Genomic DNA, 15,079 nt, shown 5'->3' on the forward strand with positions numbered 1-15,079 from the left:
CCCCCACCTTTTTTTTAATTAAACGGCCCCCCCCGTTTACAACCCCGCTTATTCGGTGCGCCCGGTCCTTTTTTTAATATAGCCCGGGACGGGGCGGGGAGAGCTGGGCGGGGAGGTGATCGTCCAGACCTATTCGCAGGGCCATCACAGCGTCGCCAGCGCGCAGGCGCACGACTACGCGTCCTTTTACGCCCGGGAAATCAACGACCGCAAGGAACTGGGTTATCCGCCGTTCGGTCGCATGGTCGGGATCCTGTTCCAGGGGGAACGGGACGAATACGTGATGCGGGAGGCGCGCCGGTTCGCCGAGCTCATGCGGAAACAACCGGGAGGGATCAATATCCTGGGGCCCGCGCCCCCGGTGATTGCCCGGGTGCGCAACCAGTACCGCTGGCAGATCATCGCGCGGAGCAGCCATTCCGCGCGCCTGCGCGACGCCGTGCGGCAAGCCCGGATGCACTGGGAGCGCGCCGCCGACAGCCGGCGCGTTCATTTGAAAGTCGACGTGGATCCCGTGGGGCTGGTGTGATCGGAACTGGTCCGGCGGGAAGCCCCGGCGTAACGGGAAGCTCCGGCATAATGGGAAGCCCCTGCCGGCGGAGGGTGAAGGGCAGATGGCAACCAGTGTACGCGAAATAACCTGCAAGACGATCCTGACCCGAACGGGCGGCTTCCTGGAAGGCTATACCCACACCCTGCAGCCCTACGTCGGCTGCGTGTACCGGTGCCCCTACTGCTACGTGCAGGCCCTGCCCGTCCACCTCTACCACGGAGGGGCCTGGGGCGACTACGTGGACGTCAAGATCAACGCGCCCGAACGGCTCGAGGTCGAAATGGCCCGTCTGAAGAAGCGGGGCAAACCGGTGCGGATCTTCCTGAGTTCCGCCACGGACCCCTACCAGGGCGCCGAGTCCAAATACCGGATCACGCGCCAGTGCCTGGAGGTGTTCGCCGGCCTGCATCCGGACCGGCTCGTCGTGCAGACCCGAAGCCCCATGGTCCGCCGGGACTTCGACGTGTTGAAGCGTATCGAAGGGGTCGAATTGAACCTGACGCTCGAAACCCACGACGAGACCGTCCGCCGAAACCTCACGCCCCATGCCCCCACCGTGGCCTCGCGGCTCAAGACCCTCGACGCCGCCATGGAAACCGGGCTACCGGTCCGGGTCACGATCAGTCCCATGCTGCCCAACGACCCGGATACCTTCGTGGAAACGCTCCGGGACCGCTGCCACTCCGTGGTCGTGGATACGTATTTCGACGGGGACGGATCGGGCGGCATGCGGACCGAACGCCTCCAGGTGCAGGAGATGTACGAGCGGTTCGGTTACGGGGAATGGTACCGCCTCGGCGCCCATCACGCCTTGGTGGACGCGCTGGCGGCTTCCCTCGGCGCCGAACGCGTCGTGTACAGCAAGGAAGGGTTCAACCGGGCGGTCCGGGCCGCATCGACGGCCTGATCCGCATGGACCGCTCGATCCGGCCGGAACGTGACGGCAGGGTGGTCCGCATCGTCCGGGCCGCCGGCCGATCCACATTGTGATGGACAGACGAGGGTGTTCTGGTTATCATCTAACCTGCGATTTCGACTTCGTCACGTTCCCGCAGGAAGCTAAAGCAGGCCACCCCGACCCATGCCCAAGGTAACCGTAGCCGAGTTGCAGGACTTCATAGATGGCGTGCCCTACGTCCATGATCTCGGATTGCGGATCGTCGAGGTGGAGGACGGGATCTGCCGCGGCCGTCTGCCCTACCAACCCAGGTTCGCCCAGTCCTACAACCTCGTGCACGGCGGGGTGACGGCCTCCCTGGCCGATACCATGGCGTACATGGCCCACGCCACGCTGAACGGGATCACGCGGGACACGGTGACCACCAACCTGACGGTCACCTACCTCCATGCCGCCAGCGAGGAAGCCCTCAACGCCGAGGCCCGCGTCATCAAGAACGGCCGCAAGGTCCTTTACGGCGAAGTGGTGATCACCAACGACGCCGGGACCCGGGTCGCCCATGCCACGGTCACCTATCTCAGGCTGGATTACGAGCCGCGGAAGTAGGCGCCGCGACTGCATTACGAGCCGGGCGGACAGGCGCCGTTGCTACATTACGAACCGGTCGGACAGGCATCAACGCCTTACGCGAACCGGGCCAGTCCGTGCAGGGCGATGTCGTGCGAAGTTTCCCCCGTGGTGGCCAGGTCGGCCATGATCTCACCGATAACGCTGCAGAACTTGAACCCGTGGCCGGAGCAGGGCGAGGCGACGAATACGTTCTCATACTCCGGATGGGCGTCCAGGATGAAGTGGCCGTCGGCGGTGTTGGTGAAGGCGCAGACCTGCAGGCTCGTGGTGGGGCCCGACCCGTCGGGGAAGTAGCGTTCGGTGAATGACCGGAGCACGGCTTCGTCGCGGGGGTGGGTGGACCGGCCGATGCGGTCCATGTCGACATGCTCGTCCAGGTGATGATAGCGGCCGACCTTGAACCCCGGTACCCCGTGTACGGGTAGTCCGTAGTACCGGCCCTCGGCAACCTGGAGATTGAACACCGGGAACCGGTCCGGCTGAAAAAGTTCGAGTCGCTTCGGCTGAAACCAGCCCAGGACCTGGCGTTCCGGCTGTACCAGCCCATCCAGAGGTTTCACCACCTTGCCGATCCACGCGCCCGCGGTGATCACCAGCCGTTCCGCCGTGTAGGTCGATTTACCGGTCTTTACCGTGATGCCACGCCCGTCGGACGTCCAGTCCAGCACTGGTTCGCATCCGTGGATCTCGGCGCCCGTTTCCTGGGCCGCTACCACGTGGGCGACAATGCAGCGCTCGGGAAGGAGATAGCCGCCGTCCGTTTGAAACACGGCCATGATGTCCTCCGGCAACCGGTAGCCCGGAAACCGCCGGTTCACTTCCGCGCCCGTGAGAATCTCGTGGGGCAGGCCGTGCTCCTCGCAGGACGCCTTCGAGCCCTGGAAGACCCAGTCGTCCGCGGGGCCCGCGTCCAGCGCCCCCGTGATATGCAGCAGCCGCTCACTCGCCCTGTCCTCGATCTCACGCCACAACGCGTAGGCGCGCCGGAGCAGCGGTACGTAGGAAGGGTGTTCGGAGTAAGCCAGGCGGATGATGCGCGTCTGACCGTGGGAAGATCCGAGGTCGTGGGGGATGTTGAACTGTTCGAGTCCCAGTACCCGACAACCGCGGCGGGCAAGGTGCCAGGCCGTGGCGCTGCCCATGCCGCCCACGCCGATCACGATGACGTCGTATGAGGAGGATGGATGGGTCACGGATCAGACGCTCCAGGGCACACGCGCGGAGTCACGAAGGTGGGCTGAATATAGAGGCCGGTGCGTACCGAATCAAGTGGATCAAGGTCCACGAAACGACGGTTTCACCTGCCGCCGGGATAAAGAGCCTTGCCGATTCCCGTGGTCGTAAAGTATACTGAAACCGCAGGAACGCGAAGGGAATGCGAAGGGAATGCGAGAACAGGCAGGTTCCGGATTCGGGGCGACTTATGTCTCTGCGATCACTATCTCCCCTGGACGGCCGATATGGCGACCGGCTGCAGGGCCTTTCCTCCTACTTCTCCGAATGGGCGCTGATCAAGTACCGGCTGCACGTGGAGATCGAATGGCTGATCACCATGGCGGAGCGGCCCGAGATCGGGCACTTGCGCGCCTTTTCCGAAGAAGAGACCGGTTTCCTGCGGTCGCTGGTCCTGGATTTCACCGACGCGCAGGCCGAGCGGATCAAGGAAATCGAGCAGGAGACCCGCCATGACGTCAAGGCGGTGGAGTACTACGTACGGGAAGCCATTGCCGGGACCTCCGTGGAGGACGTCACCGAATCGGTCCATTTCTGTTGTACTTCCGAAGACATCAACAACCTCGCCTACGCCCTTATGCTCAGGGACGGGATCCAGCAGGAGTGGCTGCCCGGGAGCCAGGACCTGATCTCCGTCGCGGCCGCCCTCGTTGGCGAAACGGCGGACATACCGATGCTAAGCCACACCCACGGGCAGTCCGCCACGCCCACCACCGTCGGCAAGGAACTCGCCGTGTTCGTCGCCCGCTGGCGGCGCCAGCTCGACCAGGTCGCCCATAGTGAATACCTCGGCAAGTTCAACGGGGCGGTGGGAAACTACAACGCCCACCTCGTCGTGTATCCCGATGTGCCGTGGGAGGCCGTCGCGCGGCACTTCGTCGAGGACCGCCTCGGACTGACCTTCAATCCGATCACCATACAGATCGAGCCACACGACTACCTGGCGGAGCTTTTTCACCGGCTGATGCGCTTCAATACCGTGTTGCTCGACTTCGACCGGGACATGTGGTCGTACATTTCCCTGGGCTACTTTCGCCAGAAGGTGGTGGGGACCGAGACGGGTTCCTCGGTCATGCCCCACAAGGTGAACCCCATCGATTTCGAAAATTCAGAGGCCAACGTGGGCGTCAGCAACGCGCTGCTCGAACACCTGGCCGGGAAGCTGCAGATCTCGCGGCAGCAGCGCGACCTGAGCGACTCCTCCGCCCTGCGGAACGTCGGCGTGGCCATCGGCCACTCGCTGCTGGCGATCCATTCGGCCATCCAGGGCATGGGCCGCGTGGACGTGGATCGGGACGTGGTGAGCGCCGACCTCGACGGGGCCTGGGAGGTGCTGGCGGAAGCGGTGCAGATGGTCATGCGCAAGGCCGGCCACGAGAACCCCTACGAGCGGATGAAGGCGCTGACCCGGGGACAGGTCATTACGCAGGAGATCATGGAGGACCTGATCCGCGACCTGGACCTGCCGGACGACGACAAGCTTCGCCTGCTCGCCCTGACGCCCCCGGACTACGTCGGTCTCGCGCCGGTACTGGCCCGGCACATCGCCCGGGAGGGCGAGGACATCGTACCGGAAGGCGCGGCAGGCAAACAGGATGCTCCGGGCGCCGACGGAGAAGACGCCTGATCCCGATGCGCGTCTGTGAAACGTGCGCCCGCGAAATGCGCGTCTTCGAAACGCGCGCCTGCGAAAGCGATTCCTCAAGGTAATCCAGAACCCATCTCGGCTCCACCAATCCATGCCGTCTCTCCCCACGAATTTCGGTACCCTGGACTGGCTGATCGTCGCCGTGTACATGGCGGCCACCGTCGGCGTAGGCCTGTACATGAACCGGTACATCCGGGACATGGGGGACTACATCGTGGCGGGCCGGTCGCTCAAGTCGCGCCTGGCCGTGGCGACCATGATCGGGAGCGAGCTCGGGCTGGTGACGGTCATGTACTCGGCCCAGAAGGGGTTCACGGGCGGGTTCGCCGCCTTCCACATCGCGGTGATCGCCGGCGTCGTGACCTTCATCGTGGGCATGACGGGCTTCATCGTGGTGCCCCTGCGCCGCCTCGGCGTGATGACCATCCCGGAGTTCTATGAAAAGCGGTTCAGCCGGGGCGTGCGGGTCTTCGGCGGCCTGCTCCTCGCCTTCGCCGGCATCCTGAACATGGGCCTGTTCCTCAAGGCGGGCGCCCTGTTCGTGACGGGGCTGACCGGGCTGACCGATCCGGGCTCCGTCGCCGTGGTCATGACCGTCATGCTCGCGCTGGTGATCGCCTACACCATCATGGGCGGCATGGTCTCGGTGGTGATCACCGACTACATCCAGTTCGTGGTTCTCTCCTTCGGCATGATCCTCACCTGCGGCATGGCGGTATACGCCCTCGGCTGGCCGACCATCGTCGAAACCGTGGCTTCCGTCCACGGCGAGTCCGGCTTCAACCCCCTGCTCGAAGGCAGAGGCTTCGGCCCCTCCTACATCATGTGGATGATCTTCACGGCGGGCCTAGTATCCTGCGCCGTGTGGCAGACCTCGGTCATGCGCGCCTGCGCCGCCGAAAGCGTGGAAGTGGTGCGCCGGCTGTACCGGTGGTCTTCCATCGGCTTTCTCATCCGGTTCATGATCCCCCAGTTCCTCGGCATCTGCGCCCTCACGTTTTTCTTCAACAACCCCGAGTTCCGCGGGTTCTTCTTCGATGAAACCGGGTCGCCCACGGCCGACCCCACGATGACGCTGCAGGCCATGCCCCTCTTCCTGTCGCAGATACTGCCCACCGGCATCATCGGCCTCGTCGGCGCGGGGCTTCTGGCCGCCTTCATGTCGACCCACGACAGCTACCTGCTCTGCTGGGCGTCGGTGCTGACCCACGATGTCGTGGCACCCGCCACGAACGAGCGCCTGACCACCCGGTGGCGCCTGGCGCTGTCGCGCGTCTTCATCCTGGTGATCGGCTTGTTCCTTCTTGTATGGGGGCTCTGGTACGACCTGGGGCAGGACCTGTGGGACTACATGGCCGTGAGCGGCGCCATCTACTTCACCGGCGCCTTCACGCTGTTGCTGGCTGGACTGTACTGGAAACGGGCGAGCACTGTGGGAGCCTACCTGGCGCTTATCGCGGGCATCGGCGCCGTGGCGGGCCTCGGACCCGTGAACCAGGCGCTGGGGCTGGGCATGTACAAGAGTGACGAGATCGGGCTGGCCATCACCGCGCTGGCCCTGGTCCTCATGTTCGCCGGGTCGCTGGTGTTTCCGGATCGCCCCGACCGTCCGGACGGCTTGGACCGATTAGCCCGTCTTGAGCACCCGGCCCGCACGGACAATCCGGCTCGCCCGGCCCGGAAGGAGGAGACGTGATGGAATTCTGGAGCACGCTCTGGGCGGTGGTGTTTGTGCTTTGCCTACTGCTGTTCGCGGTAGTGGCCGTGTATGTCAGCGTAGGCGCCTTGGGAGATATCAGGGCGCTGTTTCGGAGGATGGGGAGGCGGGATGAAGAGGCGTAGACCATCCGGCCAGGCTGAGTGATACCTCAAAGGGGGTGTGCTAACCGCAGCCGCAGACCAGCGCCTTGCCCTCGGTGGCCTGCAGGCCTTCGGTTTCGTAGCCGTCTCTGATCCACCAGTCCAGACCGCCCATGAGTTCCTTCACGTTGAAACCCAGTCGCGCCATGTTGAGCGCGCCCTTGGTCGACGCGTTGCACCCGATGCCGTCGCAATAGGTCACGTAAAGGGTGCTTTTGTCCAGGTGGCCCGTGGTCTCCGGATCCATGGTCCGGTGAGGTATATTGACGGCACCGGGGATATGGCGTTCCGCATAGGCTTCCTCGGACCGTGCGTCCACTAAGACGACGTCCTTGCCCAGGGTGATGGATTCCCACAGGTCATAGGAATCGGTCTCGTATTTCAGCTTGTTCTCATAGTGTGCGATCTGGTCTTTCATGGGTCCTCCAGTAGGCTTGGGCCGTGGGGCCGGTTTTCCGACTTTCCAAAAATAGAAGTATCAAAATAGTCCCGGCACTACCAGTCTGCAAGCATTTCCGCCTGCCATCCTGGTCGGGCGGACAGGTCGTTCCAGCATGTCATATTTCTTGACTAATCTTCGTGATCGTTCCTTTAGTAACCCATGCTTGCCGTGCAGGCATGTCCGTTCCTTCGGTGTGCCCTCACCATCGATTCCTTAGTCGTTCAAGTCCACTTAGACATGGAGGCGGTCTAAGATTACCGCGAATACCAAAACCCTCAAAACCACCATCCAGTGGATCGGGCTGATCGCGGGTCCGCTGCTCGCGATCCTGCTCTACAGCCTGCTGCCCCACGCGTATCCGAACAGCGCGGGCGAGACGGTCGAGTTCTCGAACGCGGGCCGGGCCACGACGGCCCTGGCGGTGTGGATGGCGGTCTGGTGGATGACGGAGGCCGTTGAGCTATACGCCACGGCGCTCCTGCCGCTGGTTGCCCTTCCGATGACTGGCGCAGCGCCGGTGCGCGCGGCGGCCGCGCCTTACGCCCACGAGCTGATCTTCCTCTTCATGGGCGGCTTTCTCATTGCCCTGGCCATGCAGCGCTGGGGACTTCATCGGCGCATGGCCCTCAGGGCGCTGCGTGCGGCCGGCGACCATCCGGCGGGCATCGTGGCGTGCTTCATGGGTGTGACAGCCTTCTTCAGCATGTGGGTGTCCAACACGGCCACCGCGGTCATGATGCTGCCCATCGCGCTCAGCATTATCAGCCTGGTGGAGCAGGTGGAGCCCGGGACAAAGACGCGGCCTCATTTCGCCCTGTGCCTGCTCCTGGGCATCGCATACGCGGCGTCCATCGGCGGCATCGGCACGATCATCGGCACGCCCCCCAACGTCTTCCTCGCCTCCTTCATCCAGTCCAACCTCGGCCAGGAGATCAGCTTCGTGCGGTGGATGGGCGTGGGGCTTCCCCTGGTGGCCGTCTTCCTGCCGCTGGCCTGGCTGATGCTGACCCGGGTCCTGTATCCGCTGCGGGGCGAACGCATCGAAGGGAGCAGGGCAGTGACGGAAAGGGCCTACCAGGAACTGGGCGCCATGTCGCGGGGGGAAAGGATCGTCCTGGCGGTGTTCCTGCTCGCGGCCCTGTCGTGGATTACGAGGCCGCTGCTGGTGAACGTCCGGATCGGGGATATGCACCCGATGGCGGGCCTGTCCGATCCGGTCATCGCCATGGTCGCGGCCCTGATCCTGTTCGTCGTGCCGGTGGACGTGAAACGGCGGGTGTTCGTGATGAACTGGGAAACGGCATTGAAGCTCCCCTGGGGAATCCTCCTGCTCTTCGGAGGCGGACTCAGCCTGGCGGCGGCCATCCGGGTCAACGGCGTGGGGGAGTACATCGGGCACCAGCTGGGGATCCTGTCCGGCATCCCAGTTTTGCTGCTCGTCATGGCCGTCATCGCGCTGGTGATCTTCCTCACGGAACTGACCAGCAACACGGCCACCACGGCCACGTTCATCCCCATCCTGGCCGCCCTGGCGCCGGTATTCGACCTGCATCCCTTCATGCTGATCGTTCCCGCCGCCATCGCCGCCAGTTGCGCCTTCATGCTGCCGGTCGCCACGCCGCCCAACGCCATCGTCTTCGGGTCCGGCCACGTCACCATCCAGCAGATGATCCGAGCCGGGTTCTGGCTGAACCTGGCCGGCGTCGTCCTAATTACCCTACTCGTATATACGGTGATGATACGGATGTTGGGTGTTTGACACATGTTCAACAACATGACCATCGCACTACGGCACTTGAGCCGGCACAGGGGTTATACGACGGTCAACGTCCTGGGCCTGGCGGTCGGACTGGCCTGCGCCATCCTGATCTTCCTCTATGTCGGCCACGAACTGAGCTACGACCGCTACCACGAGCAGGCCGACCGGATATACCGGGTCGTGTTTAACGACAGCGCCAAGACGCCCCGCAGCGTGGGACCGGCGTTGCAGGCCGACTTCCCCGAAGTCCAAAGCTTCTTGCGCATGCACCCCACGACCGGCACCTGGGTCATGAAGTACGAAGACCGCATCTACTACGAAAGAGGGGTTTACTGGGCGAACAAAACGCTGTTCGACTTCTTCGCGCTGCCCCTGGTCCAGGGAGATCCGGACCGCGCGCTCGAGGCGCCGTACACCGTGGTCATCAGCGAGGATACGGCCCGCAAGTATTTCGGCGACGAAGATCCGATGGGCAAGACGATCGTCGCCGACAACGGTTTCCTGCTGCTGACCGTCACCGGGGTCATGGAGAACATGCCGGCCAACACCCATTTCCAGGCCGATTTCTTCATTTCCCTGGCGTCGGGGTTCGAGGTGTACAAGGTCCGGTGGTCCCGGGAGAATTGGGACTCGTTTTTCTTCTACACCTACATCATGCTGGGCGACGGGCAGTCTCCGGCGGCACTGGCGGCGAAGTTCCCCGATTTCGTGGACCGGCACGTCGGGGAGCAGCTCCAGGTGCGCGGCGGCCGGTACGAGTTCTCGCTTCAACCGGTCACCGACATTCACCTCTATTCCCACCTTGAGAACGAGCCCGGCGTCAATACCGACGTCAGCTATGTCTATATCCTGTCGGCCATGGGGCTCTTCATCCTGGTGATCGTCTGCATCAACTACGTGAACCTGTCCACGGCGCAATTCGCCCACCGGGTGCGGGAGATCGGCATGCGAAAGGTCCTCGGCGCGACGCGTCTGCACCTGGTCCGCCAGTACCTGGGCGAATCGGTGCTGCTGACCGTCGCGGCCCTGCTGATCGCCCTGCTGGCGGTCTGGCTGGTATCTCCCTGGTTCGATGGGCTGACGGGCATGCCGGCATCGGCCGGGTTCATGGGTCATTTTTGGTGGTGGATCGCCCTGCCGGCCGTGGCGATCTTCATCGGCCTGCTGGCCGGAGGATATCCGGCCCTCAAGCTCTCGTCTCCCGGGGCGATTCCCGGCCTCAATGAGGGGCAGACCGGTCGGCCAGACCGATCAAGCCGGCCAAGCCGACCGCACGAAACGGACCGGGCGTATACGAGGAAGCTGCTCGTCGTCGTCCAGTTTGCCATTTCCATTGCGCTGATCATCGGCACGGGCGTCCTGTTCATTCAGATCAGCTACATCCAGAACAAGCACCTGGGTTTCGACAGGGAGCAGGTAATCGCCATTCCCTCGATCGCCGAGGTGGCCTACCAATACCAACCCTGGAAGGACGAACTGCTCAGGCACAGCGGGGTGGTGGACGCGAGCCAGGGCATCTACCTGCCCGGCCTGGCGGGGAATATCGGGAATATCACCACCGAGACGGCCTGGCGGGTCGATGACCCGGACCAGGTCAAGCACGACTTGCAGGGCATCATCGTTGCAGCGGGTTACGTAGAAACGCTGGGCCTGGAACTATTGGTGGGAAGGTCGTTCAGCGGTCCGTTGGACAGCCGGGCCGAATCCGATAAGATTCTGATCAACGAGACCAGTATGCGCCTTCTGGGCTGGGATACGCCCGAAGCGGCCCTGGGAGAACAGGTTGGGTTCGGCATTGGCATGACGCAGACCGTCATCGGGGTGGTTCGGGATTTTCACCTTCGTTCACTGCACCTGCCCATCGAACCCCTCGTGATCCTTTACGGCCGTGGACAACTCGTCGCGGTCAGGATCCAACCAGAGGACACAAAAACAACGCTGGCGTTCATTGAGCAGGCATGGACGCGTCATTTTCCCGATTTTCCCTTCGCCTTCTCTTTTATCGACGAGGATATCGACAGGCTGTACCGGGCGGAACAGCGCATCGGGTACGTCTTCGCGGTTTTCGCGGTGGTAGGGGTCCTGCTTGCCTGTATGGGCCTCTTCGCGCTGGTCTCCTACACGGTCGAGCGCAGGACGCGGGAGATCGGCATCCGCAAGACTCTGGGCGCTTCCGTGCGCCGCATGCTTGCCATGCTGGCCGCCGAGTTCGTGGGTCTCGTGCTCCTTGCCAATGCCATTGCCTGGCCGGCCGCGTGGCTGATCATGAGCCGCTGGCTCGAGTCCTTCGCCTACCGGTTCGAGCTGGGGTGGGGGGTCTTCTTCGCCTCCGGGATCGTGGCCCTGCTGATCACGGTGCTGACCATCGGATACCACGTGGCCCGGACCGCGCTGGCCAATCCCGCCGAAGTGCTGCGCGGCGAGTGAGCAAGGGTTAAAGCCTGTGCCGGATCTCGCGTCCCGTGTCCGAGCGCGGGCAAGAGTTACGCCCGGCCCAGCACCAGGTCCCGCCCCGCCACCAGGCTGGCCATCTTGCGGTCCGCCACGCTCCGGGGAAGCATCCAGAAGCCGCAGTCGGGGTGCACCCAGCGCACGCGCTCCGGTCCGAGAACGTCGACGGCGTGTTCGATGCGGCGGGCGACCTCGTCCGGCGATTCCACGCCGTTGTCCTTGATGTCGACCACGCCCACGCCCAGCGCGATGTCTTCGCGCAGATCCCTGAACATCGGCAGTTCGTCGTAACCCCTGCGGGCGAACTCAAGGACGAGATGGTCGACGTCCAGGTTGTTCAGGAATCCCATCAGGTTGTTCCACAGGCCGGACTGGATGCTCTGCCCGCCGTAGTTGCCGAAGCAGAGGTGCAGCCCCTTCTCGCCCTGCACGGCGCCGAGAACGTGGTTGACGGGCTCGTGGGCCCAGTCTGCGTCCTCGGGATGGCCGGTCAGGTTGGCCTCGTCCACCTGCAGGATCGGCGCGTCGATCTCGGCGACCTGCCTGCGCAACACCTCGGCGATGTCCATCGTCATAGCGCGCAGATCGCCGTAGTGCTCGTCCAGGAGCGTCTTGGCCAGCATGTAAGGCGAGGTGACGGTGAACTTGAGTGGCCGGTCGGTGAGCGTTCGCATGGTCTGCCACGCGGCCGGCAGGTTGAGCGCGCCTTCCCCGATCTTCCCGCGTACGATGCCGCCGGGTGTGCTCCGGAAAGCCATGCCCACGCGCTTCCGAAAATCGGCGAGGACCTCTCGGGAGACCTCCGTCGTGATCCCGGACATGGGCCGTATGAAGTACTCGATCATCCCGTTGGTCTCCGGGTGGCCGACGTCGAAGCGGGAAAGCTCCCCGTCGGTGAGCACGTCGATCCCGGCCAGTTCCTGGGTCTTCAGGATCACCTTGGCCGCGTCGATCAGGTTGGGCGTGGTGGGATAGGCCGCCAGCCAGTCCGGGATGGGATAGCTGCCGACCACGGTGGTCTTGATAGAGACTTCTGACATTTCTGGTACTCCCTGGTGCGTGGCGACTGTCTGATACACGTTCATTTCGTTCACGAGATTAAATCAAATAGATCAATGGCGAAATGAAATATACATTGTGCATCTCGAATCCGGTATCATTACCGACTCAAATGACATTCAACCGCTACTCTGTCGGCGGGGCCTTCGAATGCTTAAAAGCTACATAACCATAGCGATTCGCCATATGGCCAGGGAGAAGGGCTATACGGCCATAAATGTCCTCGGCCTGGCCGTCGGGTTGGTCTGCGCCATGCTGATCTTCCTCTATGTCAGCTTCGAACTCAGTTACGACCGCTATCATGAGAAGGCGGACCGCCTGTACAGGGTGGCGGTCAACAACGACGCCCGTACGCCTCCAGCCCTGGGCCCGGCGCTGCAGGCAGACTTCCCCGAGATCACGGGTTTAGTCCGATTGCTCCCGACGACCGGTACGTGGATCATGAAACACGACGAGAAGATCTACTATGAAAACCGGGTCTACTGGGCGGACAACGCCCTGTTCGACATCTTTACCGTTCCGTTGATCCGCGGCGATTCCCGAACGGCCCTGGAGGCGCCCTACTCGGTCGTAATCAGCGAAGATACGGCCCGGAAATACTTCGGCGAAGAAGATCCGATGGGCAAAACGATTATCGCCGACAACGGCTTCATGATGCTGACCGTTACCGGGGTCATGGAAAATACGCCGCAAAATACCCACTTCCAGGCCGACTTCTTCATTTCGCTGACCTCCGCGTCTCAGGAGGATCTCGGATACTGGTCGTGGATCAATTTCTACACGTACATCGCGCTGTCTGTGGATCATTCCCAGGCCGCGATCGAGGAGAGGCTTCCTGGTTTCGTCAACAGGCACATCGGGGAAGGGCTCAGGGAACGGGGCGGCAGCTTCGAACTCTTTCTGCAACCGGTGACAGACATCCATCTCCATTCCAATCTCGAACACGAGACCGGCGCCAACAGCGATATCACCTATGTCTACATCCTTTCGGCCATAGCGCTTTTCATCCTGTCCGTCGCCTGTATCAATTTCATCAACCTGTCAATCGCCCGGTTTGCCGGCCGGACCAGAGAAGTGGGCTTGCGCAAGGTGTTTGGCGCGTATCGTTTCCAGTTGATCCGGCAGTTCCTGGGAGAATCGGTCCTGGTAACCGCCATGGCCCTGGTGATCGCACTGGCGGCCATTTTATTGATCTCCCCGTATTTCGACAGCTTTGCGGGGAAACCGGTAACGACGCAATTCGCGGGCTCCGGATTCTGGTGGCTCGTCCTTCCAGCCGGTGCGCTGTTCGTGGGTTTGTTGTCCGGAAGCTACCCGGCGATGCTGCTTTCCGCCCCGCAGCCGGTTCAGAGCGTGAAGGGAGGGCCGCAACTCGCTGCGGCCGGAGGACTTTCGCGGAAAATCCTGGTGGTCATCCAGTTTACGATTTCCATCGCGATGATCATCAGCACGGGCATTCTGTTTAATCAGATGGCATACCTCCAGAGCAAGCATCCGGGTTTCGATAAAGATCGGGTAATCGTGATACCGACTTTTAATGACGTCTTGGATAACTTCCAGCCCTGGAAAGAAGCCTTACTGCAACACACCGGCGTGGCCGGGGTGACCCATAGCAATTCCTTGCCGGGGCTGGCCGGCAACATTGGCCAGGTATCGACCGGCACGATACAGCGGGTCGATGATCCAGGCAATGTCCGGCATGACGTGCAAGGCCTGAACGTCGCGCTGGATTTCGTGGAAACCCTGGGCATGGAATTGCTCGCCGGCCGGTCGCATAGCGGTGCGATGTCCAGGGATTCAGAAGCGCTGAACATCGTAATCAACGAAACCGCGCAGCGGGTGTTGGGTTGGAACACGCCGGAGGAGGCCATTGGCCAGGAAGTCCTTTTCGGTAGAGGCTGGACCGGAACGGTTATCGGTGTGGTCAGGGATTTTCATTTTCGATCGATGCATCTGAAGATAGAGCCGCTCGTGCTGTTTCTGGGCGGCGGTCTCCATCTGGCCGTCCGGCTTCACCCCGGTGATCCGGGACGAACGCTGGATTACATAGAAAACCAGTGGTTGCGGATGTTCCCGGACTTTCCTTTTGCTTACACGTTTCTCGACGAGAACATCGAACGCCTGTACCGGTCGGAAGTGCGAATCGGTTACGTTTTCGGCGTGTTCGCTCTGGTGGCTGTTTTCCTTGCCTGCCTGGGCCTGTTCGCGTTGGTTTCCTTCACGATGGAACGAAGAACCAGGGAGATCGGCGTACGCAAAGCGTTGGGCGCTTCCGTCCAACAGGTGTTGGCGTTGCTGTCCGGTGAATTCGTGGGGCTCGTGCTCATCGCCAATGTCTTGGCCTGGCCGGCGGCCTGGCTGACCATGCAGCGCTGGCTGGAGTCCTTCGCCTATCGAACGGAGATCGGCTGGGAGATCTTTTTTCTTTCCGGCGTCACCGCCCTGCTGATCACGCTGGTCACCATCGGCTATCGCGTGGTTCGGACTGCACTCGCCAATCCGGCGGACGTGCTACGGAACGAGTGAAGCAACGCCCTCCGGCCCAG

General features: G+C 62.6%; 11 protein-coding genes. 8 read left to right on the forward strand and 3 right to left on the reverse strand.

Going from position 1 to position 15,079, the window contains the following annotated elements; all coding sequences use genetic code 11:
• The first annotated feature begins 115 nt into the window (after window positions 1-115).
• The 3 genes from F4Y38_07905 to F4Y38_07915 all read left to right on the forward strand — a co-directional run bounded on the left by F4Y38_07905 (window position 116) and on the right by F4Y38_07915 (window position 2,057).
• Window positions 116-529 (forward strand): hypothetical protein, encoded by a 414-nt coding sequence (locus F4Y38_07905; GenBank protein ID MXY49213.1) that lies wholly within the window; start codon window positions 116-118, stop codon window positions 527-529.
• 85 nt (window positions 530-614) lie between these two features.
• Window positions 615-1,460 (forward strand): radical SAM protein, encoded by an 846-nt coding sequence (locus F4Y38_07910; GenBank protein ID MXY49214.1) that lies wholly within the window; start codon window positions 615-617, stop codon window positions 1,458-1,460.
• Window positions 1,461-1,634: 174 nt separating this feature from the next.
• Window positions 1,635-2,057, forward strand: coding sequence for a PaaI family thioesterase (locus F4Y38_07915; protein ID MXY49215.1), 423 nt, complete (start codon window positions 1,635-1,637; stop codon window positions 2,055-2,057).
• A gap of 77 nt (window positions 2,058-2,134) precedes the next feature.
• Here F4Y38_07915 and solA read toward each other — a convergent pair whose 3' ends face one another.
• Window positions 2,135-3,274, reverse strand: a complete 1,140-nt coding sequence (gene solA, locus F4Y38_07920; protein ID MXY49216.1) for an N-methyl-L-tryptophan oxidase — start codon at window positions 3,272-3,274, stop codon at window positions 2,135-2,137.
• Between the two features lie 230 nt (window positions 3,275-3,504).
• Here solA and purB point away from each other — a divergent pair, with 230 nt between their 5' ends.
• Together purB and F4Y38_07930 are read left to right on the forward strand one after the other, a co-directional pair.
• Entirely contained in the window at window positions 3,505-4,941 is a 1,437-nt protein-coding gene (purB, locus tag F4Y38_07925) for an adenylosuccinate lyase (protein ID MXY49217.1), read from the forward strand.
• Window positions 4,942-5,053: 112 nt separating this feature from the next.
• A complete protein-coding gene (locus tag F4Y38_07930) occupies window positions 5,054-6,658 on the forward strand; it encodes a sodium:solute symporter family protein (GenBank protein MXY49218.1) in 1,605 nt (534 codons plus the stop codon).
• Between the two features lie 186 nt (window positions 6,659-6,844).
• Here the strand turns inward: F4Y38_07930 and F4Y38_07935 are convergent, their stop codons facing one another.
• Window positions 6,845-7,240, reverse strand: a complete 396-nt coding sequence (locus tag F4Y38_07935) for a rhodanese-like domain-containing protein (protein ID MXY49219.1) — start codon at window positions 7,238-7,240, stop codon at window positions 6,845-6,847.
• A gap of 277 nt (window positions 7,241-7,517) precedes the next feature.
• Between F4Y38_07935 and F4Y38_07940 the strand changes: the two genes are divergently transcribed.
• Entirely contained in the window at window positions 7,518-9,023 is a 1,506-nt protein-coding gene (locus tag F4Y38_07940) for an SLC13 family permease (protein MXY49220.1), read from the forward strand.
• A gap of 3 nt (window positions 9,024-9,026) precedes the next feature.
• Window positions 9,027-11,450 carry an FtsX-like permease family protein gene (locus F4Y38_07945; protein ID MXY49221.1) on the forward strand — a complete coding sequence of 808 codons (2,424 nt, stop codon included), beginning with the start codon at window positions 9,027-9,029 and terminating at the stop codon, window positions 11,448-11,450.
• Between the two features lie 56 nt (window positions 11,451-11,506).
• Here F4Y38_07945 and F4Y38_07950 read toward each other — a convergent pair whose 3' ends face one another.
• Window positions 11,507-12,514 (reverse strand): cobalamin-independent methionine synthase II family protein, encoded by a 1,008-nt coding sequence (locus F4Y38_07950; protein ID MXY49222.1) that lies wholly within the window; start codon window positions 12,512-12,514, stop codon window positions 11,507-11,509.
• Window positions 12,515-12,683: 169 nt separating this feature from the next.
• Between F4Y38_07950 and F4Y38_07955 the strand changes: the two genes are divergently transcribed.
• Window positions 12,684-15,059: an FtsX-like permease family protein gene (locus F4Y38_07955; GenBank protein MXY49223.1), complete on the forward strand. Its 2,376-nt coding sequence runs from the start codon at window positions 12,684-12,686 to the stop codon at window positions 15,057-15,059.
• The last annotated feature ends 20 nt before the right edge of the window (window positions 15,060-15,079 follow it).

It is taken from the genome of Gemmatimonadota bacterium, from assembly GCA_009838645.1.
GTDB lineage: Bacteria > JAAXHH01 > JAAXHH01 > JAAXHH01 > JAAXHH01 > JAAXHH01.

Excerpts from the sequence above, each read along its gene's own strand:
- F4Y38_07945 (MXY49221.1), top strand. The coding sequence starts at position 9,027 with ATGTTCAACAACATGACCATCGCACTACGGCACTTGAGCCGGCACAGG.
- purB (MXY49217.1), top strand. The coding sequence starts at position 3,505 with ATGTCTCTGCGATCACTATCTCCCCTGGACGGCCGATATGGCGACCGG.
- F4Y38_07910 (MXY49214.1), top strand. The coding sequence starts at position 615 with ATGGCAACCAGTGTACGCGAAATAACCTGCAAGACGATCCTGACCCGA.
- F4Y38_07950 (MXY49222.1), bottom strand. The coding sequence starts at position 12,514 with ATGTCAGAAGTCTCTATCAAGACCACCGTGGTCGGCAGCTATCCCATC.
- F4Y38_07930 (MXY49218.1), top strand. The coding sequence starts at position 5,054 with ATGCCGTCTCTCCCCACGAATTTCGGTACCCTGGACTGGCTGATCGTC.
- F4Y38_07955 (MXY49223.1), top strand. The coding sequence starts at position 12,684 with ATGCTTAAAAGCTACATAACCATAGCGATTCGCCATATGGCCAGGGAG.
- F4Y38_07915 (MXY49215.1), top strand. The coding sequence starts at position 1,635 with ATGCCCAAGGTAACCGTAGCCGAGTTGCAGGACTTCATAGATGGCGTG.
- F4Y38_07935 (MXY49219.1), bottom strand. The coding sequence starts at position 7,240 with ATGAAAGACCAGATCGCACACTATGAGAACAAGCTGAAATACGAGACC.